At 63.6% G+C, this 24224-nt stretch carries 19 protein-coding genes; 6 read left to right on the top strand and 13 right to left on the bottom strand.

Annotated features, from left to right (window positions below):
* Window positions 1-10: 10 nt before the first annotated feature.
* The 9 genes from DFR29_RS03835 to dnaA all read right to left on the bottom strand — a co-directional run bounded on the left by DFR29_RS03835 (window position 11) and on the right by dnaA (window position 10936).
* On the bottom strand, window positions 11-406 hold the full coding sequence (locus DFR29_RS03835; RefSeq protein WP_166653857.1) for an ExbD/TolR family protein: 396 nt from the start codon (window positions 404-406) through the stop codon (window positions 11-13).
* A 216-nt stretch (window positions 407-622) separates the two neighbouring features.
* On the bottom strand, window positions 623-1057 hold the full coding sequence (locus DFR29_RS03830) for an ExbD/TolR family protein (RefSeq protein ID WP_133817245.1): 435 nt from the start codon (window positions 1055-1057) through the stop codon (window positions 623-625).
* Between the two features lie 3 nt (window positions 1058-1060).
* Complete coding sequence (locus tag DFR29_RS03825) at window positions 1061-1813, bottom strand: MotA/TolQ/ExbB proton channel family protein (protein ID WP_243745963.1); 753 nt, start codon at window positions 1811-1813, stop codon at window positions 1061-1063.
* A gap of 158 nt (window positions 1814-1971) precedes the next feature.
* Window positions 1972-2631 (bottom strand): energy transducer TonB, encoded by a 660-nt coding sequence (locus tag DFR29_RS03820; RefSeq protein ID WP_133817243.1) that lies wholly within the window; start codon window positions 2629-2631, stop codon window positions 1972-1974.
* Window positions 2632-2822: 191 nt separating this feature from the next.
* Window positions 2823-4139 carry a tetratricopeptide repeat protein gene (locus DFR29_RS03815; RefSeq protein WP_133817242.1) on the bottom strand — a complete coding sequence of 439 codons (1317 nt, stop codon included), beginning with the start codon at window positions 4137-4139 and terminating at the stop codon, window positions 2823-2825.
* Between the two features lie 512 nt (window positions 4140-4651).
* Window positions 4652-7063 (bottom strand): DNA topoisomerase (ATP-hydrolyzing) subunit B, encoded by a 2412-nt coding sequence (gene gyrB / locus DFR29_RS03810; RefSeq protein WP_133817241.1) that lies wholly within the window; start codon window positions 7061-7063, stop codon window positions 4652-4654.
* Between the two features lie 63 nt (window positions 7064-7126).
* Window positions 7127-8206, bottom strand: coding sequence for a DNA replication/repair protein RecF (gene recF, locus DFR29_RS03805; protein ID WP_133817240.1), 1080 nt, complete (start codon window positions 8204-8206; stop codon window positions 7127-7129).
* Between the two features lie 73 nt (window positions 8207-8279).
* Window positions 8280-9380: a DNA polymerase III subunit beta gene (dnaN, locus tag DFR29_RS03800; protein WP_133817239.1), complete on the bottom strand. Its 1101-nt coding sequence runs from the start codon at window positions 9378-9380 to the stop codon at window positions 8280-8282.
* A 215-nt stretch (window positions 9381-9595) separates the two neighbouring features.
* Window positions 9596-10936, bottom strand: coding sequence for a chromosomal replication initiator protein DnaA (dnaA, locus tag DFR29_RS03795; protein ID WP_133817238.1), 1341 nt, complete (start codon window positions 10934-10936; stop codon window positions 9596-9598).
* A 159-nt stretch (window positions 10937-11095) separates the two neighbouring features.
* Between dnaA and rpmH the strand changes: the two genes are divergently transcribed.
* The 5 genes from rpmH (at window position 11096) to DFR29_RS03770 (ending at window position 16810) form a co-directional block, all read left to right on the top strand.
* Complete coding sequence (gene rpmH / locus DFR29_RS03790; protein ID WP_133817237.1) at window positions 11096-11230, top strand: 50S ribosomal protein L34; 135 nt, start codon at window positions 11096-11098, stop codon at window positions 11228-11230.
* Between the two features lie 53 nt (window positions 11231-11283).
* Complete coding sequence (gene rnpA, locus DFR29_RS03785) at window positions 11284-11604, top strand: ribonuclease P protein component (RefSeq protein ID WP_243745950.1); 321 nt, start codon at window positions 11284-11286, stop codon at window positions 11602-11604.
* A 127-nt stretch (window positions 11605-11731) separates the two neighbouring features.
* Window positions 11732-13453 (top strand): membrane protein insertase YidC, encoded by a 1722-nt coding sequence (gene yidC / locus DFR29_RS03780; RefSeq protein ID WP_133817235.1) that lies wholly within the window; start codon window positions 11732-11734, stop codon window positions 13451-13453.
* 112 nt (window positions 13454-13565) lie between these two features.
* Window positions 13566-14912 (top strand): tRNA uridine-5-carboxymethylaminomethyl(34) synthesis GTPase MnmE, encoded by a 1347-nt coding sequence (gene mnmE / locus DFR29_RS03775; RefSeq protein WP_133817234.1) that lies wholly within the window; start codon window positions 13566-13568, stop codon window positions 14910-14912.
* A gap of 230 nt (window positions 14913-15142) precedes the next feature.
* Window positions 15143-16810 carry a hypothetical protein gene (locus DFR29_RS03770; protein WP_133817233.1) on the top strand — a complete coding sequence of 556 codons (1668 nt, stop codon included), beginning with the start codon at window positions 15143-15145 and terminating at the stop codon, window positions 16808-16810.
* A gap of 27 nt (window positions 16811-16837) precedes the next feature.
* Here DFR29_RS03770 and DFR29_RS03765 read toward each other — a convergent pair whose 3' ends face one another.
* A complete protein-coding gene (locus tag DFR29_RS03765) occupies window positions 16838-17890 on the bottom strand; it encodes a phospholipase A (RefSeq protein WP_133817232.1) in 1053 nt (350 codons plus the stop codon).
* A 140-nt stretch (window positions 17891-18030) separates the two neighbouring features.
* Between DFR29_RS03765 and DFR29_RS03760 the strand changes: the two genes are divergently transcribed.
* Entirely contained in the window at window positions 18031-20286 is a 2256-nt protein-coding gene (locus DFR29_RS03760) for a S9 family peptidase (RefSeq protein WP_133817231.1), read from the top strand.
* 300 nt (window positions 20287-20586) lie between these two features.
* Here DFR29_RS03760 and DFR29_RS03755 read toward each other — a convergent pair whose 3' ends face one another.
* From DFR29_RS03755 to DFR29_RS03745, 3 genes are read right to left on the bottom strand one after another with little or no spacing between them, the layout of a single operon-like run.
* Entirely contained in the window at window positions 20587-21258 is a 672-nt protein-coding gene (locus tag DFR29_RS03755) for a YecA/YgfB family protein (RefSeq protein WP_133817230.1), read from the bottom strand.
* The gene (xth, locus tag DFR29_RS03750) at window positions 21255-22025 is read right to left on the bottom strand and encodes an exodeoxyribonuclease III (RefSeq protein WP_133817229.1); all 771 of its coding nucleotides are present in this window, start codon (window positions 22023-22025) and stop codon (window positions 21255-21257) included. The genes DFR29_RS03755 and xth overlap by 4 nt, the downstream gene beginning before the upstream one ends.
* A 55-nt stretch (window positions 22026-22080) precedes the next feature.
* On the bottom strand, window positions 22081-24123 hold the full coding sequence (locus DFR29_RS03745) for a M3 family metallopeptidase (protein WP_133817228.1): 2043 nt from the start codon (window positions 24121-24123) through the stop codon (window positions 22081-22083).
* Between the last annotated feature and the right edge of the window lie 101 nt (window positions 24124-24224).

Genomic DNA, 24224 nt, shown 5'->3' with positions numbered 1-24224 from the left:
GGCCTGGCGGCTATCGCCGTGGCGTCTCGATCGAGATGCTCGCAACGCCGGCGTTGCGCGCCTGCGCCAGCAATTGCACCACGGCCTGGTGCGGCGTGGCACCGTCCGGACGCAGCTGCAATGTCGGCTTCTCGCTCTGGCCGCCCCAGTTCAGCAGTTGGGCTTCCACTTCCACGTTTTGCAGAACGACGTCGTTGAGCAGTACCTGACCGTCGGCGGCCAGGCGCAGCTCGACCGTGCGCGGCTGTCCATCGGTGCCCCCGCCCATGGGCAAATCGATCTTCCTGGTCAACAGCGGTGCGGAGATCATGAAGATCAGCAGCAGCGCCAGCATGACGTCGATCAGCGGCGTGATGTTGATGTCGACCATCGGGTTTTCGTTGTTGCGCAGCGTGCTGAAGGACATGCGTGGCTCCCTGATGCCGTTGCTGGCAAGTCCAGCATAGGTGCAACGCATGTGCTGTTGGTATGGGCTGTGGCTGGCGCATGTTGCGTCGCCTGCGCGTTTGGCCGGTGGATTGAGCCGGGCCAGCCGCGGCGCGTCGGAGGCAAAAAAAAGCGCCCCGGTTTCCCGAGGCGCTTATCCGGCTCGCACCGGCAGGGTAGCGTTAGCGAGCTTTGCTTACTGCTGTGAACCCTTCGCACCGGGTGTGGTGACGAAGCCGATCTTTACCATGCCCTGGTTCTTCGCGTCGGCCATCACCTTCGCCACGATTTCGTAGCGAGTGTTCTTTTCGGCGCGGATCTGCAGTTCCGGCTGGATGGTCTTCTGCGCACTGACCGCGAGCTGGGCCTTGAGCTCCAGATCGCTGATCTGGCTGTCGTTCCAGTACAGGGTGCCGTCTTCCTTGATCGCGAGATCGATGGGATCGGGCGTTGGTTCCTGGGTCTGGTTGATCGACGCCTGCGGCAGATCGATGCGGATTTTGTGCTGCATCATCGGTGCCGTGATCATGAAGATGATCAGCAGTACCAGCATCACGTCAACCAGCGGCGTGACGTTGATTTCTGCCATCGGCGCGCCGCCGCTGCCGCCACCACCTGAACTGAATGCCATGGCTTACTTCCTCGCAGCAGGCGCCGCCGGGGTTGCGGGACGGGCCGGTGCGGGACCCGCACCTGCTTCAACGCGCGAACCGGTAGCAAAGAAATCGTGCAGGTCGTGAGCAAATTCGTCGAAGCGCGCCAGGATTACGCGGTTGGAGCGGACGAAGAAGTTGTACGCCAACACGGCCGGGATGGCGACGAACAGACCGAACGCGGTCATGATCAGCGCTTCACCCACCGGACCTGCCACCGCCGACATCGAGGCGTCGCCCGAAGCGGAGATGCGGATCAGGGCGTGGTAGATGCCCCACACGGTACCGAGCAGACCGACGAACGGGCCGGTCGAACCGACCGTAGCGAGCACGGTCAGGCCGTTTTCCAGTCGGCCGCTCTCGCGAGCAACAGCCTGGCGCAGGGCGCGATCGATGAACTCGGAACGGTTCAGCGCTTCGACCAGGCGGCTGCCTTCGTGGCGCTGGTGGTGGGCTGCCGCCGAAGCGCAGTCCAGGGCGATCTTGGAGAACGGCTCCGAAGCGGGCTGTTCTTCCATGAAGCGAATTGCTTCCTGGGCAGACGGCGTTTCCCAGAACGTCTTCATGACGTTGTTCATGCGGCTGCGGATCGACGTGTTTCGGATCAGGTTCAGCACGATCCAGTAGATCGACATCACCGAGAACAGGCAAAGCGTCACGAAGACGATGGCGCCAACCAGATCGAAATTGGGATTCGTCGGGTTGTAGTTCTGGATCAGATGGCTGAAGCCCATTTCCTTCAGGGCTGCGGCATTGCTATTGGAACCGAGGGGCGCTGCGGGCGCTGCGGCCGCAGCCGCAGCGGCGTCAGCCGCCGGAGGAACGGACCCCGCCGGGGTCGAGGTGTCTTGGAACATGACGCTACCCTTGAATTAAGTGGAACAGGTGGAAGTTACAGTTCGTTGAGGCTGAAGCGGAACGGAACCAGTGCCCAGCCCTCAACCGCAGCACCGTTTTTCTGACCCGGATTGAACACCCAAGTCTGCGCGGCATCAATCGCCGCACGATCGAGTTCGCGGAATCCGGAAGATTTCTCCACCTGGATGTCCTTGGGCTTGCCGTCTACACCGACCAGGACGCGCAACACGACTTCGCCTTCATGGCGCTGGCGTACGGCCTGCGGCGGGTAGCGAGGCGGACGCGCCTTGCGATAGCTGATGTTTTCGCTCGGGGCGATATCCGACGGCGGTGCCGGTGGTGCCGGCGGTGCTGGCGGCGGCGCCGGGATCGACATCGGAGTTGCCTCTTCGGTCACGATCGCCGGCGGCGGCTCCGGTGGCGGAGTCGGCGGCGGCTTGACCTTTTCGATGATTTTCGGCGGCGGCTTCTTCGGCGGCTCCGGCGGCGGCGGCGGTGGAGGCGGCGGCGGCGGCGGCGGCTCGACGAACTCGACCGAGACGATGGTGTCTTTCTTCTTTTCTTTCGCCTGCGGCGGTGCTACCGGCGCAAGCATCATGATGAAGGCGAGTGCATGCACGGCCATGGCGGCGGCCAGCGCAGAGGTGCGCCTCCAACTGTAGGTTTCGCGCTGGTCTTCTGTCGTCAACGCCATTTGCTTTGAACCAAGGTTCGCTGTGTGAGATGGGCTTTGTTGCAGTGATTAACGCGCTACCCGTAAGCAGCGGGCCTGGCACCGTACACGAGGCCGGCCCGACGCTCAATACTTGCGATCGGGGCGGCTATCTTAACCCGGCCTGAAGGTAACCCGACACTACGCTGATATTGCGTAGCGTGCGGAATGACTTACTTTTTCTTGGGCACCCCTCCGCCCTTGATCATCTTGAGCCAGGTGCCCGCCATCTCGCGAGTCTCATCGTAGCCCTTGGCTTTTTCCATCGCGGCGATGGCAGCGGCCTTGTTGCCCAGTTCGTTCTCCGCGTTTCCAAGCAGCACATAGGCAGCACCCTGGCGCTTCACGCCGCGGGAGATTGCCTTGGTCAGCGATTCTTTGGCCGGCGCCCACTGCTGGTTGTTCACCTGCAGCTGTCCGCGCAGCAGGTCGGCTTCGCCGTCCTTGGCCAGCGGCGACGCCTTGCCGTAGGCGTCGATCGCCTTGGCTTCGTTGTCGGCCAGGCTATAGGAGTCGCCAAGCAGCTTGTACATCTCGTAGCTGGGTGGAATGGCGCCCTTGCCGAAACCTTCTTCGAGCAGTGCGGCGCCCTCGGCCGGCTTCTCGGCCTGGCCGTAGAGCTGGGCCAGCAGCTTGTAGTCATCGGCCGTGGTGATCAGCCCCTTCGCCTTGGCGTCGCTGAGCAGCTTGAGCGCCTTGTCATTCTGTTCGTTGTTGACGTAGATCGAGGCGAGCTGCTGGATAAGCTTTTTATCGGTCGGGTTCTTCGCCAGCTGGGCCTCGGACAGTTTGGCCGCTTCGCCATACTGGTTCAGTTCGAAATAGCTGGCCATCAGGATCTGGTTCCAGCTTTCCTGCGGCTTGTCGCTGGTGGCGATCGCCAGCTTGAGCGTGTCGATGGCTTCCTGGAAACGATCGGCGCGGTAGAGGGCATTGCCCTTGATCGCGATCGCCTCGGGCTTCTTGTCGCCGCTGAGTTCGATGTACTGGTCTACGCTCTTGATCGAGTCGGTGTACTGCTCTTCCTGCAGCTGGAACTGCGCCAGCGTATACAGCGCCGGGAACTGGTTGGAATTCGGCAGCGCATCGATGGCGATGGCTTCCTTCAGGTCGGCAATGGCGCCGGCACCGTCTTCCTTTTCCCACTTGGCATTGGAGCGCAGGTAAAGCGCGAATGCCTTGGCGTATGGAGTGACCTTCTTGTCGCCGATCACTTCTTCGATCAGGCCGATCGCCTTGTCGGCGTCGCCATCGGCGGCAGCTTCCTGCGCCTTGTTCAGCTTGGTACCCAGCGAACCGGGCATGTCGGTCTTGGGATCGACGCGCTTGGAGTTCGGATAGGCGTTTTTCTCTTCCTTGCTGCTGCTCTTGCTGGGGCGCTGCTCGGAAGAACGTTCACCGGGAACACGCGACGCGGAAGCGACACCAGCGGCCAGCAGGCCGACAGCACCGATACAAAGGACGAGTTTCTTGACGTTGGGTGCATGCATTGAATTGCGCCTCGACTGGAATGCTCGCCGCTTGCGTTTTGCGCATGCGGTAAAGGGGCCGCAGAGGGTAATCCGCGAATGTTCAAACTACAAGCACATGACCTGCTGCGCTTGTTACAGCGGCGTTAAAAAGAATCTGTGCGAATCCATAAGCTTGCAACGAGTTGTTACGTCTCGCTCTGGCACCTGGGAACATAGTCGAATCCGCGGGAATTACGCAGTTTTTCGTAGATGCCTGGGAAATATTTACTTGGATAATTGAGTATAAAATCCATTTAATGAAATGTTCGGACATTTCGAAACGCTCGTTTGCACTGCTGTCCGGACAATCTGCGCGCGCTTTGCGCAGTTGCTGTTCGGCGGCACGAGCAGAAGCAACGGCTGGCGGGACTCGCCGGGGTGGCCCATCGTTGCGCTTTTGTTGCAATTCTTGCGCAATTGCCCTGCCCTCAAACACAAACGCCCTGGTCCGCGAAGGCCAGGGCGTCCGAGCGTGGCAGATGCTGTGCGAATCAGACGTCGAGATTCGCTACGCGCAGCGCGTTGGATTCGATGAACTCGCGCCGCGGCTCAACCACGTCGCCCATCAGGGTCGAGAAGATCTGGTCTGCCGCTACCGCGTCCTCGACACTGACCTGGAGCAGACGCCGCGTCTCTGGATTGACCGTCGTTTCCCATAGCTGCTCCGGGTTCATTTCGCCCAGGCCCTTGAAGCGCTGGATGGTGCGGCCCTTCTTGGCTTCATCCATCAGCCAGCTGCGCGCGCGCGCGAACGCCTCGATCGGCGTCACGGCATTGCCGCGACGGATCTCTGCGCCCGGCTGGACCAGATCGGCCAGCTGACGCGCAACATCGAGAATGGGCTTCATTTCCGGGCTGGCGATGAAGCTGGCCGGCAGCATCTGGGTATGCGTCAGGCCATGCTGGTCGCGTTCGATGATGAGCGCAGCCGGATGATCGGGACTCGCCGACTGCACGCGCAGACGGTACTGGGCGCGTCCCAGTCCGACGTTGTTGAGACGCGCCGAGATACGCGCCAGCCACTGGGCTACCGCCTGCTCGCTATGCCAGATGCTGTCGTCCAGCGCGGGTAGCTCCAGCATGGCGGTCAGTACCGTCGCGTCGCAGCGATGGCTGAGTCGATCGATCTGGTCCAATGCGAGCTGGTAGTCGGCCAGCAGCTTTTCCAGCGCCACGCCGCTGATCGGCGGAGCGTCGGCGCTGTAGCGCAGTTCGGCATTGTCGACGGCGTTGCCGATCAGATACTGGTTGAGTGCGCCGTCGTCCTTGAGATAGAGCTCGGTCTTGCCCTGCTTCAGCTTGTACAGCGGCGGCAAGCCGATATAGACGTAGCCACGGTCGATCAGCTCGGGCATCTGGCGGTAGAAGAAGGTAAGCAGCAAGGTGCGGATATGCGAGCCGTCGACGTCCGCGTCGGTCATGATGATGATGCGGTGGTAGCGCAGCTTGTCCGGGTTGTATTCGTCCTTGCCGATGCCGCAGCCGAGCGCAGTGATCAAGGTGCCGACTTCGGCCGAGGACAGCATCTTGTCGAAGCGGGCGCGTTCGACATTGAGGATCTTGCCCTTCAGCGGCAGGATGGCCTGGGTCTTGCGGTTGCGGCCTTGCTTGGCCGAGCCGCCGGCCGAGTCACCCTCGACGATGAACAGTTCGGACAGGGCCGGGTCTTTTTCCTGGCAGTCAGCCAGTTTGCCGGGCAGGCCGGCGATATCCAGTGCGCCCTTGCGCCGGGTCATTTCGCGCGCCTTGCGCGCCGCTTCGCGTGCCCGCGCCGCGTCGACAACCTTGCCGGCGATGGCACGCGCCTCGGCGGGGTTTTCCAGCAGGAACTCTTCGAGCTTGGCGTTGACCAGCTGCTCGACGATACCCTTGACCTCCGACGAGACCAGCTTGTCCTTGGTCTGCGACGAGAACTTGGGGTCAGGCACCTTGACGGAGAGGACGGCAATCATGCCTTCGCGCATATCGTCGCCAGCGAAGGCAACCTTGGCGTTCTTGCCGATGCCCGACGACTCGATGTAGTTGCTGATGCAGCGGGTCAGCGCAGCGCGGAAACCGGTCAGGTGAGTGCCGCCATCGCGCTGGGGAATATTGTTGGTGAAGCAGAAACAGGTTTCCTGGTAAGCGTCGGTCCACTGCAGCGCCGCTTCGACGGTGACGCCGTCCTGCTGTGCGTTGAAGGTGATGACCGTGGAATGCAGCGGCGTCTTGAGCAGGGCCAGATGCTGTACGAACGACTTGATGCCGCCCTCGTAGGCGAAGATGTCGTGCTTGTCGTGGCGCTCGTCGATGACCTCGATCTTGACGCCGGAATTCAGGAACGACAGCTCCCGCAGACGCTTGGCCAGGATGTCGTAGTGAAACTCGACATTGGTGAAGGTCAGCGTGCTCGGCAGGAAGCGTACCGTAGTACCGCGCCGGTTGGAGACCGCGCCCTGCTTGATTGGGTACAGGGGCTCGCCGTGGGCGTACTCCTGGATGTATTCGTGGCCGTCGCGAAAGATGTTCAGCCACAAATGCGCCGACAGCGCATTGACGACCGAAACACCGACGCCGTGGAGGCCACCTGAAACCTTGTAGGAGTTGTCGTCGAATTTGCCGCCGGCGTGCAGGACGGTCATGACCACTTCGGCGGTAGACCTGCCCTCTTCCGGATGGATGCCTACCGGAATGCCGCGGCCGTTGTCGGTAACGCTGACGGAGCCATCCTGATGGATCGACACGACAACATGGTCGCAGAAGCCCGCCAGCGCCTCGTCGATGGCATTGTCCACGACCTCGAACACCATGTGATGCAGACCGGTTCCATCGTCTGTATCGCCGATGTACATACCCGGGCGCTTGCGCACAGCCTCGAGGCCTTTGAGGACTTTGATGTTACTGCTGTCGTACTGATCGCTCATGCGTTTCGCCAGGCATAGCCGTGCCGAAGTATTCGGCGCAGCAAAGGTAGGAAAGTTGCGGAATTATAGCAGTCGCTCGACCCTGCCCTGTTCCACGTGGAACCTTGCGTGTTGTCGCAACGGGCTGGGAGTAACAGCCAACGGTGCTGTGCCGGTAAGCAGAACCTGGGCATCGATGGCGCTCAGCCACCCGAAAACTCGCTGCTGGTGATCGAGATCGAGCTCGGATGCCAGATCATCCAGGCAAAGGATTGGCCAATCGCCGCATTGCTTATGGAACAACTCCGCCTGCCCCAACAGACAGACAAGAGCCGTCAATTTTTCCTGTCCCCGGGAAAGGTGTTCGCGTTCTGGCGCGGCCGGAAACGAGAGGCGCCAGTCAGCGCGATGGGGGCCGCTACCGGTATGCGCGCGTTCGAGGTCCCGCTCACGGCGCTGACTCAATGCCTCCTCGAAGGTCAGCTCGACGGGCCAGCCGCGTTGGTACTTCAAGGTGGGGACGCCAAGCTCCGGAAGCAAGCGCTTGGCCAATTCCTCGACGCCGGGGAGCAGCGCCGCCAGGTATTTCTGGCGCCACTCATCCAGCACGGTACCCGAACGAACCAGCTCAGCATCCCACGCATCTAGCCCCTCGGTGCTCACGCCACTGCGAAGCAGTGCGTTTCGCTGTTTCAGTGCTCGACGAAAGCGGCGCGCAATTTCGACGTAGTCACGTTCCACGTGGAACAACGCCCAGTCCACGAAATGACGACGCTCGTCCGCAGCTCCGGAAATCAGCTCGTGAGAACCAGGTTCGAAACACACTACCGCGATCTCGCTAAGCAACTGCGCCAACGAAACCACTTCCGCGCCGTCTACCCTCGCCGACCAATCACCTTTGCGACGCGATAAACCCAAGCGTCGCAGCGAACTGTTGCGCTGAACCAGAGCAAACACTTCCAGTGACTCGCAGCCGAACCGAATCAAGCTCTCTCGTCTGACTGCGCGAAACGAGCGGCCGTGGGAAAGCATGAAAACCGCTTCCAGCACCGATGTCTTACCGGCGCCATTGGCACCAACGAATTCATTCAGGCCAACGACCAGGCCGATCTCGCTCTGCGCGAGATTCCGCACGTTGCCTAAGCGCAGCTCTGTAATTTCCATTCGTCTTCAGCCAATAAAAAAGCCCGCGGCACTAACGCGCCGCAGGCTTTCGGCATTTCGCCAGGGCAGAACGTCAGAGGCGCAAAGGCATCACGACATGGCGAGACTCGTCCGAGTCAACCGCGCGCAGCAAACAACTGGACTGCCCATCACGCAGGCAAAGCAGCACCATTTCACCACTCAACGCGCCCAGCGCATCCAGCAGGTAATTCACGTTGAAACCAACGCTCAAGTCGCTGACCGACGTATCGGCCTCCAGCTCTTCGTGCGCCTCTTCCTGCTCCGGGTTGTGAGCAATGATGCCCAGCCGCGAAGGCGCGACATCGAGCTTCACGCCACGATATTTCTCGTTCGACAAAATAGCCGCACGCTGCAGTGCGGTGCGCAGCTCATCGCGGCTGATACGAACTTCCTTGTCGGCGCCGATGGGAATCACGGCCTCATAGTCCGGGAAGCGTCCGTCGATCAGCTTCGAGGTGAACTGCACGTCGCCACGGCGAACGCGCAGATGGTTCTTGCCGAATTCGAGCTCCACCAGACCGTCGCCGTTCTCGAACAGCCCTTGCAGCTCAAGTACGCCCTTGCGCGGGATGATGATCTGGCGCCGCTGCGAAACCTTGGCCTGTACAGCGGTCTCGCCCAACGCAAGGCGATGGCCGTCCGTCGCTACACAACGCAACGCATTTTCGCGCAAGTCGACCAGCATACCGTTGAGGTAATACCGCACGTCCTGATGCGCCATCGCGAAAGCAGTGCGATCCATCAGGTTCTTCAACGTAGCCTCGGGCAATTCAACGCGCTCGACGACTTCAATGTTATCCACTACCGGAAACTCGCTGGCAGGTAGCGTCGCGAGCGTGAAGCGGCTGCGACCTGCAGTGACGACTACGCGATCGCCATTCAGCTTCACATCGACATTCACGCCATCGGGCAGTGCACGGCAGATATCGAACAGCTTGCGCGCCGGAATCGTGATTTCGCCGGCTTCGCTCGTGCTGGTTGCAGCAGCGGCAACCATCTCGACTTCAAGGTCGGTCCCGGTAAACGAGACGCGTCCGTCGGAAACGTTCACCAGCAGATTGGCTAGCACCGGCAAGGTCTGGCGACGTTCCACAACGCCTACGACTTGTTGCAGCGGCTTTAGCAGGGCTTCGCGTTGGAGGCTGAATCGCATGATCGAGGTATCCCGGTTTGCTAACAAACGCTTTTGTTCTTTTAGGAAGGTTTTGGTAGTAGTAGAGCAGCGAAAATCTGGGGACTACCCACTTTTTCACTTAGAAAACAATTGCTTGAACACTCGCAAACCTGGCCGGAAGCAAGCCCGGCGCCTGTCGATGGATTGTGGATAACTCAAGCGGCCTGTTCTACCCCCTGTTTATCCACAGGCAATCACCCGGTCAAGATGCGCACCAGCTTTTCGTAGTCCTGGCGCAGCTTTCCGTCGGTTTCCGTAAGGTCGCGAATGGTCCGGCAGGCATGCAGAACGGTCGTATGGTCACGCCCGCCGAAGGCCTCGCCGATTTCCGGCAGGCTGTGCTCGGTCAACTCCTTGGACAAGGTCATCGCCACCTGGCGCGGCCGCGCCAACGAGCGCGAACGGCGCTTGGACAACAGATCCTGCAGCCGCAGTTGGTAGAAGTCGGCCACCGTCTTCTGGATATTCGGCACGGTGATCGCCTGGGCGTGCACCGTAAGCAGGTCGCGCAGGGTTTCCTGGGCAAACTCCAACGTGATCACCCGATTGAGGAAGTTGGCGCGGGCGGCCAAGGTATTGAGCGCCCCTTCCAGGTCGCGCACGTTGGAGCGCATGCGCTTGGCAATCAGCAGGGCCACCTCTTCGGGCAGGTTCATGCCCTTGGCCTGTGCCTTGGACAGCAGAATCGCTGCGCGCGTCTCGAAATCCGGCGGCTCGATCGCCACCGACAAGCCCCATCCCAGACGCGACTTCAGGCGCGGCTCCAGGTTTTCGACTTCCTTGGGATATTTGTCGCAGGTCAGGATGATCTGCTGCTTGCCTTCGAACAACGCGTTGAAGGTGTGGAAAAACTCTTCCTGCGTGGTGTTCTTGCCGGCGAAGAACTGGATATCGTCGATGAGCAGCGCGTCCACTTCGCGGAAGCGGCGCTTGAATTCGTCCATGTTCTTGTTGCGCAGCGCATCGATCATGGCCGAGACGAACTGTTCCGAGCGCAGGTACATCACCTTGGTGCGCGGGTTGTTCTCGCGGATAAGATTACCCGCCGCGTGCATCAGGTGGGTTTTGCCCAGGCCGGTACCGCCATACAGCAGCAGCGGGTTGTAGGCCCGGCCCGGATTGGTGGCGACCTGGATGGCCGCTGCCTTGCCCAGCTGGTTCGACTTGCCCTCGACGAAACTGTCGAAGGTGTAGTTGGGGTCCAGGTTTCCGTCGAATTCGACAACGGCAGGTTCAGGTGCACTTGCTGCAGGAGCCGTGGGCCGGCCGACGCGCGCCGCCGGCGCGCGTCGCGAATTCAAGGTTCCTACCTCAAGCCGCACCAGTACCGGACGACCGGCAAGATGGCCAAGTATGGCGCGGATGCGCGGCAGGAATTCGGACTCGATCCGCTCCAATGTGTAGGCGTTGGGTGCCAACAGGCGCAAACCGTCATCGCCTTCCGCAGGCTGTAGCGGTTTGAGATAAGTGTGTATATCTTCGGCGCCGAACTCGCCTTCCAGGCGTTCCAGACAGCGCCGCCAGAGTTCGCTCATTACTTCCTCGTCGACTGGCGGGGATGCCGGGGCAAGCCCGGCAAAGCGCGGAAGTCTACGCCGACGCCCGTTTTTCCGCCACGCGCGGCTTGACACTGCGTCGTTTCGACAACTATTCTCCCGCCCCTTTTCCCACTATTTCCGACCGGAGACGACGCCATGAAGCGTACGTATCAGCCTAGCCGCCTCAAGCGCGCTCGCGATCATGGCTTCCGCAGCCGCATGAAGACCAAGAATGGCCGCAAGATCATCAACGCTCGCCGCGCCAAGGGCCGCAAGCGTCTGGCCGTCTGAAGCGTCCATCGCGCGGCATAATGGGAGCGTTCTGCTTCCCGCGCGCCGCGCGGTTGCTCAAGAAGGGCGACTTCGCCCGCTTGCGCCAAAGTAGTCGCCGCATCGGCAGCCGCTACTTCTCCGCCGAATACCGCAGCAACGAAGACACCGTCGCCCGTCTGGGCCAGGCGGTGTCTCGTCGTGTCTCCAAGCTGGCGGTGCAGCGCAACCGGCTCAAGCGTCTGGTGCGCGAGAGCTTCCGTCGCCAGCGTCTGCAATTGCCCGGCCTCGACATTCTGGTGATTCCCCGTACGGCAGCGGTGAGCCTGCCCGGTCCAGAGCTGTTAGCCGACCTGGAGCTGCTCTGGAGCAAATTGCCGCGCCCGCAGCGTTGAAGCTGTCGCAGAGGCCCGGCACAATGCGCGGTCGATTGGTGCCCCAGCGGGCGCCCCGTCTTGATCGCATTCCGCATCGTCCCCATCGCGGTCGGGCCCCGTCCGGCAGCCAGCACTCGCGTACCCTATGAATAATCCGCGTTCCTTCCTGTTGATCGCCCTGCTGCTGGTCTCGTATCTGATCTGGAACCAATGGCAGACGGACTATGCGAAACCGGCCGTGCCTGCCGTCGCAGCTCCTGCCGACGGCACCGCGGCTACGCCGGCAACCACGCCACCGAACGACGTACCGGCGGCCAGCGCCGCCACCGCGGCAGACACGCCCAGCGCCCCGGCCGCCGCCGTGCCGGCTGCTGCCGGTGCCGCCCAGGGCGATCTGATCGAAATCAGCAATGATGTGCTCAAGCTGTGGATAGATACCCGCGGTGCCAGCGTGGTGCGCGCGGATCTGCTGGCCTATCCGGAGCAGCCCAAGGACTACACCCATCCCGTACGCCTGCTCGACAACAGTAACGAGCACTACTTTGTCGCCCAGGGCGGCCTGGTCAGCGCGGCCGGTTCGGCCAAAGCTGCGACTCACCAGGATCTGTTCGCGGCCGAACAGAAAAGCTACGCCCTCGCGCCGGACCAGAAGACCCTGGAAGTGCCATTCACCTGGACCGACCCGGCCAGCGGCCTGACCGTGCGCAAAGTCTTCGTGCTGGAGCGCGGCAGCTACGTGCTTGGCACGCGCCAGGAAATCAAGAACGAAGGCACGGCGGCCTGGACCGGCAACGCCTACCGTCAGCTGCAGCGCGTATCGCCGCCGGGTGCCCACCGCGGCTTCTTCGGTGCGATCACCAACCCGCAGACCTACAGCTTCACCGGCGCGGCCTGGTATTCGCCGGAAGAAAAATTCCAGAAGCTCGCCTTCGACAAGTATGCCAAGGAGCCGCTGCAGAACCGCGCCGTGACCGGCGGCTGGATCGCGATGCTGCAGCACTACTTCTTCGCCAGCTGGCTGCCGACCGACAAGTCGCCGGAAACCTTCAGTACCGACACCATCGTCAGCGGCAATCAGACGCGTTACCTGATCCGCAGCCTGGGCCCGTCGATCAACATTCCCGCCGGCACCAGCGCCAGCAGCGACGCGCGCCTGTACGTCGGCCCCAAGCTGCAGAGCAGCCTAAACGACGTGGCGCCGGGCCTGGGCCTGACCATCGACTACGGCATCTTTACCTTCCTGTCCGAACCGCTGCACTGGGTACTGGCCAAGCTGCACGGCCTCACCGGCAACTGGGGCTTCGCCATCATCCTGCTGGTGCTGCTGATCAAGGCCGTGTTCTACAAGCTCAGCGAAGCGCAGTACCGTTCCATGGCCAAGATGCGCAAGCTGCAGCCGCGCATCCAGGCGCTGAAGGACCGCTATGGCGACGACCGCCAGAAGATGGGCCAGGCACAAATGGAACTGTTCCAGAAGGAAAAAATAAACCCGCTCGGCAGCTGCCTGCCGATGCTGGTGCAGATTCCGGTGTTCTTCTCGCTGTACTGGGTACTGGTGGAAAGCGTGGAGCTGCGCCAGGCGCCATTCTTCCTGTGGATCCAGAACCTGACCGCGCCGGACCCGTACTTCGTGCTGCCGATACTCAACGCGGCGACCATGATCGCGACGCAGTACCTCACCCCGACCACGGGCATGGACCCGGTACAGGCCAAGATGATGAAGGCCATGCCGGTGGTGTTCTCGGTGCTGTTCGCATTCTTCCCCGCCGGTCTGGTGCTGTACTGGACCGTCAACGGCATGACTTCGCTGCTGCAGCAGTGGTTCATCACGCGCCGTATCGAAGCGCAGGACAGCGCCAAGAGCTGATGCATTGCCCACGCGCCCGGCCTGGTGCCGGGCGCGTGTCTTTCCGCTTCCCTTCCGCTTGTCGCCGCTGCGGCAGCCGCAGTCCGCGCAGGCCCAGCCGCGCAGGCCTGCCATGATCCAAAACGCCGAAACCATCGCTGCCGTCGCCACCGCACCCGGCGCCGGCGGTGTCGGCATGCTGCGCGTATCCGGCGAAAACGCTGGCCGCATCGCGCAGACCCTGCTCGGCAAACCGCCGCGCCCGCGCCACGCGCACTACTGTGCTTTCCGCGACGCCGCCGGCGAACTGATCGACCGCGGCATTCTGCTGCATTTTCCACTAGCGAACTCGTTCACCGGCGAAGACGTGGTCGAACTGCATACGCACGGCTCGCCCGTGGTATTGAACCTGCTGCTGCAGCGAGTCTGCGCGCTGGGCGCGCGTCCGGCCCGGCCCGGCGAGTTCTCCGAGCGCGCCTTCCTCAACGGCAAGCTCGACCTGGCCCAGGCCGAGGCGATCGCCGACCTGATCGCCAGCCAGTCCGAGACGGCGGCGCGCGCGGCGCTGCGTTCGCTCGACGGCGCTTTCTCGACGCGCGTCCGCTGCCTGCTGGCCAACCTGGTCGACCTGCGCGTCTATATCGAAGCCGCGATCGATTTCCCCGAAGAAGAAATCGACTTCCTGGCGACGCCGGAGCTGCGTGCGCGGCTGGCGGCGGTCAGCGAGGAACTCTCGCGTCTCCTGGTCGAAACCCGCCGCGGCGTGCGTCTGTCCGACGGACTGCACGTTGTCATCGTCGGCCGGCCGAATGCGGGCAAGTCCAGCCTGCTCAATGCGCTGGCCGCACAGGACAGGGCCATCGTCACATCCCAGGCCGGTACCACACGCGATCTGTTGCGCGAAAACATCCAGCTCGATGGGGTGCTGCTGACTCTGGTCGATACCGCCGGACTGCGCGAGTCGGCCGACCTGATCGAGCGCGAAGGCATGCGCCGCGCGCGCCAGGAACTCGAACGCGCCGACGTCGCCCTGCTCGTCAGCGACGAGGCGCATCTGGCAGAAGACCTGCACCTGCTCGGCCCGGCCCAGTCCGGCCAGACCCGCTTGCTGATCGGCAACAAGATCGATCTCAGCGACGCGCCGCCGCAGCGCCGGCAGGACAGTGCCGGCATTCGCATCGACATCTCCGCGCGTACCGGCGCCGGCCTGGATCTGCTGCGGCGCGAGCTGAAGTCGCTCGCCGCCGGCGGCGACAGCAGCGGTGGCGGTTTCAGCGCGCGCACGCGACATGTGCTCGCGCTGGAAAAAGTCGCGGCGCACCTGGCCGCGACCGAATTCGCGTTGCTGCAGCAACAGGCTGGCGAGCTGGCGGCCGAAGAACTGCGCCATGCCCAGCGCGACCTGGGCGAGCTGACCGGCGAGTTCAGCAGTGACGATCTGCTCGGCGCGATTTTCTCCAGTTTTTGCATCGGCAAATAACCGGCCCAGCACTGGCAGCGTCGCTCGCGATGCGATTCTGGCCGCCGCTGGTTCGCGCTATCCTGGGGCAGTGCGGCGCGCGAACACGCGTACCGTTGTTGCCAGGGAGAGGCGATGAATCCGGCCAGTCGCGCAATATGCCGTAGTCCAGCAACAGCCCTCGTACCTTGCGGCCCAGGCTGGCGATGTGGCGCAGAGTCCGTATTGCGCACGGCCTTGTGGATGTTTGCATGACCGAGGCCGTCACGCCTGTTGCCCACGCCTGCGCCGTGCACCTGGGAATTGCCGCTGCGCGCGACCTGTTCCCAGGCATTGCCGACGCGCAGCGCCGGGCGAAATTCGCCGCCGAGCTGACGCGCCAGGTAACCGACAAGTTGCGCCAGTTGCACACACATCCACGCCTGCCGCTGCACGCTGGCCATTTCCTTGTCGGCGTCACTCAGTTGAGCAGCGCCGGCGAAGGCATCATGGCCGATGCCTGCGACGCCGCCGCCATCGCCTTGCGGGTATTCCTGCCGCAGCCACGCGACGCGTTACTGGCCGCCAGAAGTTCCCGCCCGCCGTACGCAGACGATTTTTCCCCGGCACAGCGCGAACACCTGCTGTGTCGGCTGCAACGAGCCGGCGTATGGCAGGAAAAGGTCGCCAGTGTTGCGCCGGAGCGAGCGGCGCGCTTTGCGCAGACCAGTGCGGAAGTCCTCGCGCTGGCTGACATTGCGGTGATCCTGCAACCCAAACACCGCGACGGGCTGGCCAAGCCCGGCGGCGTCAACGCTTTCGCCGGGCAGGCGCTGCGCAGCGCCAAGCCGGTCTATGCACTGACTTTCTGGATCGACGAAAAGCAGCAGCTGCATCTCTATGACGAGCTGCGCTACCCGCGCGACAAGACCTGGATCGCGCCGTGCCTGCCGGCCGTGTTGCCTGCGCCAGAGTTGGCGCTGGACGATATGGCGCAGCGTGTCGCCGCGGAATGTGCCGCCAGGGCGCAGCACTGCCGCGAGCAGGCCACGCGGGCAAGTGCCGCCGTCGTACGCAACTGCCTGGGGCTGGCCGCACTCGGCCTGCTGGCTTTGCTACTTGTCTGTTTGTACAGAAATACGATTCCGCCCAGCATGAGCTGGCTGTTGCTGGCGCCGTGCCTGCTGCTGCTGCCGGGCGGCCTGCTGCTATGGCGCGCATCTGGCGGCGCAGCGGCGACGCCGGCCCGGCTGCGGCAGCGCTGGACCGACCTGCAGCTGGCCGCCGAAATCGCCCACAGCACCCGGCTGTTCGCCCCTGGCGCATCCACTGACGACACTGCCGACAGCGCGTTTGCCGGTCAGGCGCACGACTTCGCCTTCCTGTTCGCACTAGCCCTGCCCGCCGACCAGCGCGTGCTGGCGCAGACCCTGACCGTCGCGCATCTGCGCCGCATGCGCGGCATCGGCCAGGCGGACTGGCAGGTGCTGTGCGACCGCTATCGGCACGAACGCCTGGACCAGCCGGTCAGTGGTCAGCGTGCCGTCTTTGCCGAAAAACTGGCCCAGGTGCAGCAGCACATCCGCGCGATCGGCCTGCAGTCGGCCGGGCTGGCGGTGTTCGCTGTCGCTGTGCTGCTGGTGGCGCTGGCAGTGCCGGCGACGGCCGTTCATCCGGTCGGTGTCATTGCGCTGGTGGTGTCGTTGCTTGCCGTGCAGCTGCCGCTGGCTGCACTTCTGCTGCAGGCCAGGCGCTGCCGGCAAAAGCACCGGATGCGCGCGCAGGCCTGCGCCGCTCTGCTGCAAGACCTGCAGCATCTGTCGCAACAGCTGCAGCAGGCGGCCAGCGAAGAAGCGTTTCTTGCCCTGCAGGCGCAGAGCGAAACGCGTCTGCTCAGTGCTGCGCTGGACTGGTATCGCTGGCGGCGCAGCGGCGACTGAAGCGTCGCTACGCGCGCCAGGTGCTCGTCAATACCACTCCAGCAGCGAAAGCCCCACGCCGACATACGTCGCACGGTGGTTATAGTCGATCAGGCTTTCGCCGTAACCGTCGAACAACTGCACATGTCCACGAAGCTGGTTGTGGATGGGGAAGGCCCAGTCGAACTGCACTGCGCCGCCTTCCGCGCTGGGACGCAGCATCAGGGCGAATTCGTGGCCGTTCCAGACGCGCACCAGCTGCACGTCGCCATGACCGACGTAGTCGCCGATGTCCGGGTTGTCCGACTTGTCGAAATCTTCCTCGAAGATGTACCAGGGCCGCACCATCAGGGTCCAGTCGCCGCGCTCCCAGCCGACCTGGCCGATGACGCGGTTCCAGCTGCGCGACAGCGGCAGGCTGCGGCCGTTGGACTGGTGGTTCACGCCGATGCCGAGCAGGCGCCCGTCCCAGCCGAACACGTTGTAGTTGCTGCGCAGCACCAGCATCACTTCGGGTTCATAGTTGGTTTCGCGGAACGGGCGCGAGATCTGCGGATTGGCTACCTGCCAGTGCGAAGCCTGGGTATAGCCCAGCCATATGTCACCGTTGTCGCCGAACAGGTTCTCCGCGATCTTGCCCTTGAAGCTGAGCTGGAACTTCATTTCCGCGGCTTTCAGGCGTTCGGGCAGTTCCACGTTGTGGTTCGGCGAGGGGCTGCTTGGCGAGGCGTTGATGTTCGAGGTGTGGAAGAACGGCAGCACGTACAGCGGCTTGTAGCCACGGATATTGAAGGCGCCGAGCTTGGAATCGGGGTCCAGCTCCCAGCGGCTGTCCAGCAGCGAGCGGTCCGGCGTTCGCGTGGCACTGCGGCCTTCGTACGCGTACAGCTCTTGCTGGTCGGCCGTAAGCGCTACTGCCGGCGCGACCGGGCGCGGATACAGCGAGTCGTAGCAGGACAGGCGTTCGGGGTCGGAAGCGATCGCAGCACAGGCGCTCGGGTCGGCAGGCGTGGCGGCCTGGGCCGCGCACAGCGGCAACAGCAGGGCGGCGGCGAGTGGTCGCAGGTCCATCATGGGGAACTCCTTCAGGTGACCACGCATGCTAGCAGCCGCGCCGGCAGGTCTTTGTGTACGGTGGCGGCTGGTACAACCCGTCCAATGCGCCAGGGACGCGACGTTTTCGCACATGACTCGCCCGCGGCGAAACGCTTTAATCAGAACCTGCTCGCCTGGAGTCCCACATGCGCGTTCTCGCTTTTGCCCTGCTCAGCCTGGTTGCCCTGCCTGCCATGTCGGAAAAACTCAGTATCGAACGCATTTACGACGACCCTGCCCTGCTTGGCGCGACGCCGCGCGGCGTGAAGATTTCCCCTGACGGCAGCCGCGTGACTTTTCTGCGCGGCAAGGCCGACGACCAGAACGCGCTGGACCTGTGGGAATACAACCTCAGCGACAACGCCACGCGCCTGCTGGTCGATTCCAAGCAGCTGCAACCCGAGGCGGAACAGCTGTCGGATGCGGAAAAGGCCACGCGCGAGCGCCAACGCATCGCCGGGCTCAAGGGCATCGTCAGCTACCGTTGGGCGCCGGACAGCCGCCACCTGCTGTTTCCGCTGGCCGGCCAGCTGTTTCTCTACGACCTGGGCGCAGCCACCGCCGATGCGGTGCGCTCGCTCACGCCCAAGGATGCGGAAGTCATCGATGCCCAGGTCGGTCCGGTCGGGCGCTATGTGTCCTTCGTCAGCCGGCAGAATCTGTGGGTGGTCGATCTCAAGACCAACCTCAAGCATCGCCTGACCGACGACGGCAAGGACACCGTGCACAACGGCGAGGCCGAATTCATTGCCCAGGAGGAGATGGATCGCTTCAGCGGCTACTGGTGGTCGCCGACCGGCGAATGGATTGCCTTCGAGCGCTACGACGAAGCCGCGGTACCTGCGGTGCAGCGCTTCGAGATCCAGCCTGACCGCACCGACGTGACCGAGCAGCGCTATCCCGCCGCGGGCCAGCCCAATGCCAAGGTACAGCTGGGCCTGATCCGCCCGTCTGGCGGCCGTACGCGCTGGATCGACCTGGGCCAGGACAGCAACATCTACCTCAACCGCGTCAACTGGACGCCGGACGGCAAATTCCTGGCCTTTCAGCGCCAGACGCGGGACCAGAAGCGCCTGGATCTGGTACTGGTCGACGTCGACAGCAACAAGCAGCGCGTGCTGCTGAGCGAAACCAGCCCGACCTGGGTCAATCTGCACGACGACCTGCATTTCCTCGAACAGCAGCCGGCCTTCCTGTGGGCATCGGAACGCAGCGGCCAGAAGCACCTGTACTTGTATGGAATGGACGGAAAGGAAAAAGTCCAGCTTTCCATCGGTGACTGGGGCATAGACCGCGTACTGGCCGTGGACGAGGGCGCCGGCCTGGTCTACGTTGCCGCGAACAAGGATCACCCGCTGGACAAGCAGGTCTACTCGCTCAAGCTCGACGGCAGCAATGCCGCCTCGCCGCAGCGCATCACCACCGAAGACGGCTGGCATGAAGCCAGCTTTGCCGCTGACAACAGCGCCGGCGTGAAGGTGTTCGTGGACAGCTTCAGCGATCCGCAGACGCCGACCCGGGTCGGCGTGCGCCGCGCCGACGGCACGCGCGTGGCCTGGCTGGCGGAGAACCGCGTCGACGATACGCATCCCTACGCGCCGTATCGCGCCGCGCATATCCAGCCCGAGTTCAGTTCGATCAAGGCGGTGGACGGACAGGACTTGTGGTATCGCCTGTACAAGCCGGCCGGTTTCGATGCAGCGAAGAAATACCCGGTGATCTCGCATTTCTACGGCGGCCCCACGGCCCAGCTGGCCAAGCGCGATTTCGGCGACCTGATCGACCAGTACCTGGCCCAGCAGGGCTATGTCGTGATCACCGTCGACAATCGCGGCATGGCCCGGCGCGGCCGAGCGTTTTCCGATCCGATCTACCGCCAGCTCGGCGAAGTCGAAGTGCAGGACCAGCGCAGTGCACTGAAATGGCTGGCCGGACAGCCCTGGGTCGACGGCAAACGCATGGGCGTGTTCGGCTGGAGCTACGGCGGCTATCTGACGCTGATGATGCTGGCCAAGTCGTCCGACCTGGTTGCGGCCGGCGTCTCGGTCGCGCCGGTCACCGACTGGACGCTGTACGACACGCACTACACCGAACGCTATCTGGGCCAGCCCAAGGAGAACGCCGAGGGCTATCGCAAGAGCGGCGTGCTGGCCTGGCTGGACGGCATGACCTCGCCGCTGCTGCTGATCCACGGCATGGCCGACGACAACGTGCTGTTCACCAACTCCACCCAGCTGATGGCCGAGCTGCAGAACCGCGGCCGGAGTTTCGACCTGATGACCTACCCGGGCGGCAAGCACGGCATGTCCACGCCGGCGATGAAGAAGCATGTGTTCAATACGCTCAAGCGCTGGTTCGACAGGCAGCTCAAGCCGGCGGAAAACACGGCGGCGAAATCGTGAAACAGAAAAGGGGCACGCAAGTGCCCCTTTCTTGTTTTCGGTAGCGGAATTTCGGGGCTTGCGGCGTTGCGCTGCAATGGGTGCTGCACAATGATCGTCGGTTGGCGGTGAGCCACTGGCGAACCCCGACATCACGGTCTATCCGCAACAAAGAACGCGTGCCGAAGCCACTTTTGTTTCGCGTTGCTGCAATGTGGATAAAGTACTTCGGCGCGCGTTCTTCGATGGTGGCACACCTTGATGTCGGGTGTGTGCCTGCGGCTTACCCCAACCTGCGTTCGTGCTGGCGCAGCGCGCGGCTCAATGTACCCAGCGCCCGCCGCGGCGCCTCGGCGGATCGCGGAACTCGCTCGATGCGGCGCCGCTACCGGCCTTTTCGCGCTCGCTGGCCGGGTGAACGCGCCAGTACTGCGCGACACTGGAAACCACTTGTGGAATATGTGCGAGGCAGTCGTCGTATTCCTGCTCGGTGAGGCGTTCGAACTCCGCTTCGGCGGTGAGCACGCCTTCGTCCACGGCCAGGGCCATGACGGGACCGAGCATTTCCATCAGTTGGGCGTCTTCGGCCAGGCGCGATTCCCAGGCGCTGGCGCGCAGGTCGATCGCGCGGCTGACGCCTTCGCACCAGCCCGCCGCCGACAAGGCCACGCCGCCGTCTTCGAGATCGACCTCGCCGAGGATGGGTTCGTAGGTTTCGGCGTCGATCTCGACCAGGATCGAATCGTTGAGCTTGGCCAGCAGCGACAGCACGCGTTCGCCCTGCTCTTCGTCCTCGAACGGCGCATGCAGCACTTCCGGCAGCCATTCGTCGGGCAGGGCCGGGTCCGGGCCTATGGCCAGCACGGTGAGCAGGCCATGGACGCCGTCGAGCAGCAGGTCGTTCTCGTTCTCCCGCGCATGGGCGCGCAGGAACTGGTCGAGTTCTTCCAGCTCGTGGTCTTCCAGGATCACCGGCGTTTCGCGTTCGCTCATGCAGTCAGTTCCAGCAGGGCCGGCGCATGGTCGGACGGGCGGTCCCAGCGGCGCGGTTCCAGGTCGATGCTCGCGCCGGCAAGACGCGGGCGCAGGGCGTGGCTGGCCAGCACCAGATCGATGCGCAGGCCAAGGTTGCGACGGAACGCCGCCTGGCGGTAATCCCACCAGCTGAAGGCGCCGTCGTTCTGGTGAAAATCGCGGAAGGTGTCGCTGAGGCCGATGCTCTGCAGCTTTTGCAGGGCTTCGCGCTCGGGCACGGAGCAGAGAATCTGGTCTTTCCAGGCCGCCGGATCGTGTACGTCGCGGTCTTCCGGCGCGATATTGAAATCGCCCAGCACGATCAGGTTCTTGTGCCGGGCCGCTTCATTGGCCAGGTGTTCGGTCACGCGGGCCAGCCAGTTCAGCTTGTAGGCGTACTTGTCGCTGCCCACGGCCTGGCCGTTGACCACGTAGAGATTGGCAATGCGCAAGTCGCCGACGCTGGCGACCAGGATGCGTCGCTGCGGGTCATCCAGGCCGGCCACGTCGGTGACGATGTCCACCGGCATGTCGTTGCGCGCCAGCAGCGCGACGCCGTTGTAGGTCTTCTGCCCGGAGAACACGCAGCGATAGCCAAGTGCTGCAATATCTGTATCTGGAAATTTTGCATCTTCCAGTTTTGTTTCCTGCAGCGCGACGATGTCGGGCTGGGCGGCGGCTAGCCACTGCTTCAGGTGCGGCAGGCGCACGTTGAGCGAATTGACGTTCCAGGTCGCTATCTTCATGGCGGAAGTCTACCAGCAGGCCCGGCCCGGCGGTTTCGCCGGGCCGGGCGGTGGCTCAGGTCAGGCCGTAGCTGTGCAGCAGGGCGGCCGGTTCGGGTTCGCGTCCGCGGAACGCGACGAAGCTTTCCAATGCCGGGCGCGAGCCGCCGACAGCCAGCACCTCGCGGCGGAACGAGGCGCCGGTGTCCGCATTGAATATGCCTTCGGCCTCAAAGCGCGAGAAGGCATCGGCGGACAGCACCTCGGCCCACAGGTAGCTGTAGTAGCCCGCGCCGTAGCCGCCGGCGAAGATATGCGTGAAGCTGTGCGGGAAGCGCTGCCAGGCCGGCGGCTGTATCACGGCCACTTCGTCGCGCACCTGCTGCAGTATCTCCAGCACGCGGCCGCCGCGGCCGGGCTCGAACTCGCTGTGGATGCGGAAATCGAACAGGCCGAACTCCAGCTGGCGCACCAGGAACATGCCGGCCTGGAAATGGCGTGCCGCCAGCATGCGCTGGAACAGCGCGTCGGGCAGTGCCGCGCCGGTTTCGTAATGGCGAGCGAACAGATCCAGCGTCTCGCGCTGCCAGCCGAAGTTTTCCAGGAACTGGCTGGGCAGCTCGACCGCGTCCCATTCCACGCCGCTGATGCCGGAAATGCCCGGATAGTCGATTTCGGTCAGCAGGTGATGCAGACCGTGGCCGAACTCGTGGAACAGGGTCAGCACGTCGTCATGTGTCAGCAGCGACGGGGTCGTCGCGGTCGGCGGAGCGAAATTGCAGGTCAGGTAGGCGATGGGCCTGTGCAGGCCGCCACCCTCGCGAAAGCGCGAGCGGCAGACGTCCATCCAGGCGCCGCCGCGCTTGCCGCTGCGCGCGTAGACGTCGACATAGGCGCCGGCGATAGGCTGTTCGTCCGCATCGAATACGTCGTAATAGCGCACGTCCTCATGCCACACGTCGACTCCGTCGCGGCGGTGGAAACGGATGCCGAAGACGCGCTGGCAGATCGCGAACAGGCCTTCCAGCACGGACGGCAGCGGGAAATACGGCTTGAGCTCTTCTTCGTTCAATTCGAAGCGGCGTTCGCGCAGCTTTTCCGACGCAAAGCTCACGTCCCAGGGCTGCAGGTCGGCGATACCGAGTTCGCTCGCGGCAAATTCGCGCAGCTCGGCAATATCGCGTTCGGCATTCGGCTTGGCGCGTGCGGCCAGGTCGTGCAGGAAGTCCATCACCTTGGCCGGCGAGGTCGCCATCTTGGTGGCCAGCGACTCTTCCGCCGCATTGGCGAAACCGAGCAACTGGGCGGCTTCGTGGCGCAGGGCGAGGATCTGCTCCATGCGTTCGGAATTGTCGAACTCGCCCGCGTTCGGGCCCTGGTCGGAAGCACGCGTGCCGTTGGCGGTATAGACGCGCTGGCGCAGGGCGCGGTCGGTCGCATACGTCATTACGGCTTGCACGCTGGGTTGCTTCAAGGTCACCAGCCAGCCGCCGAGTTCCTTCTCCTGGGCATAGGCGGCGAGCACGGCACGGCCGGATTCGGGAATGCCGTCCAGCGCGGCGGCATCGGTGAGGTGTTCGGTCCAGGCTTCGGAAGCATCCAGCACGGCTTCCTCGAACTCGGTGTCCAGGCGCGACAGCTCGTTCGCAATCGCCTTGAAGCGCGAACGCGCCGGTTCTTCCAGCGCCACGCCGGACAGGCGGAAATCGCGCAGCGCATGCTCGGTCAGGGTACGTGCCGGGCGATCCAGCGCGGCGAAATCGCCGCGCCGGGCAACCGCGTCGACGGCGGCATAAAGCTCGCGGTTCTGGCCCAGCTCGGTCGAATGCTCGGTTATCGCTTCCAGCGCGGTAGCGTAGGCCTTGCGCAGTTCTTCGCTGTCCTTGACCGAATGAAGATGCGATACCGGCGACCAGGCGCGCCCCAGCCGCTCGTCCCAGGCTTCCTGCGGCAGCAGCGTATTGGCGAAATCGCGTGGGCCGCTGTCGGCCGTCAGTGCGTCGATCGCGGCGCGGTACTCGGCCAGGATGCTCTCCACCGCCGGCACTACGTGTTCGGGCCTGATCGCTGCAAACGGCGGCAGTTCGCTGTCGCGCAGCAGGGGATTGGTCGCATCCATGGTCGGTTTTCCGGCTCAGACAAAGCGCCAAGGTGTAGCGCTGGCGCCGGAAAATCAAGCGCACCGCGCGTTTGCGCTGCGTTGCGGGAACGCCGGCGCCC

This window comes from Tahibacter aquaticus (genome assembly GCF_004363655.1).
Classification (GTDB): Bacteria; Pseudomonadota; Gammaproteobacteria; order Xanthomonadales; family Rhodanobacteraceae; genus Tahibacter; species Tahibacter aquaticus.
Note: the sequence above shows the minus strand (reverse complement) of the source record. Positions and strands in the feature narration are given on the sequence as shown.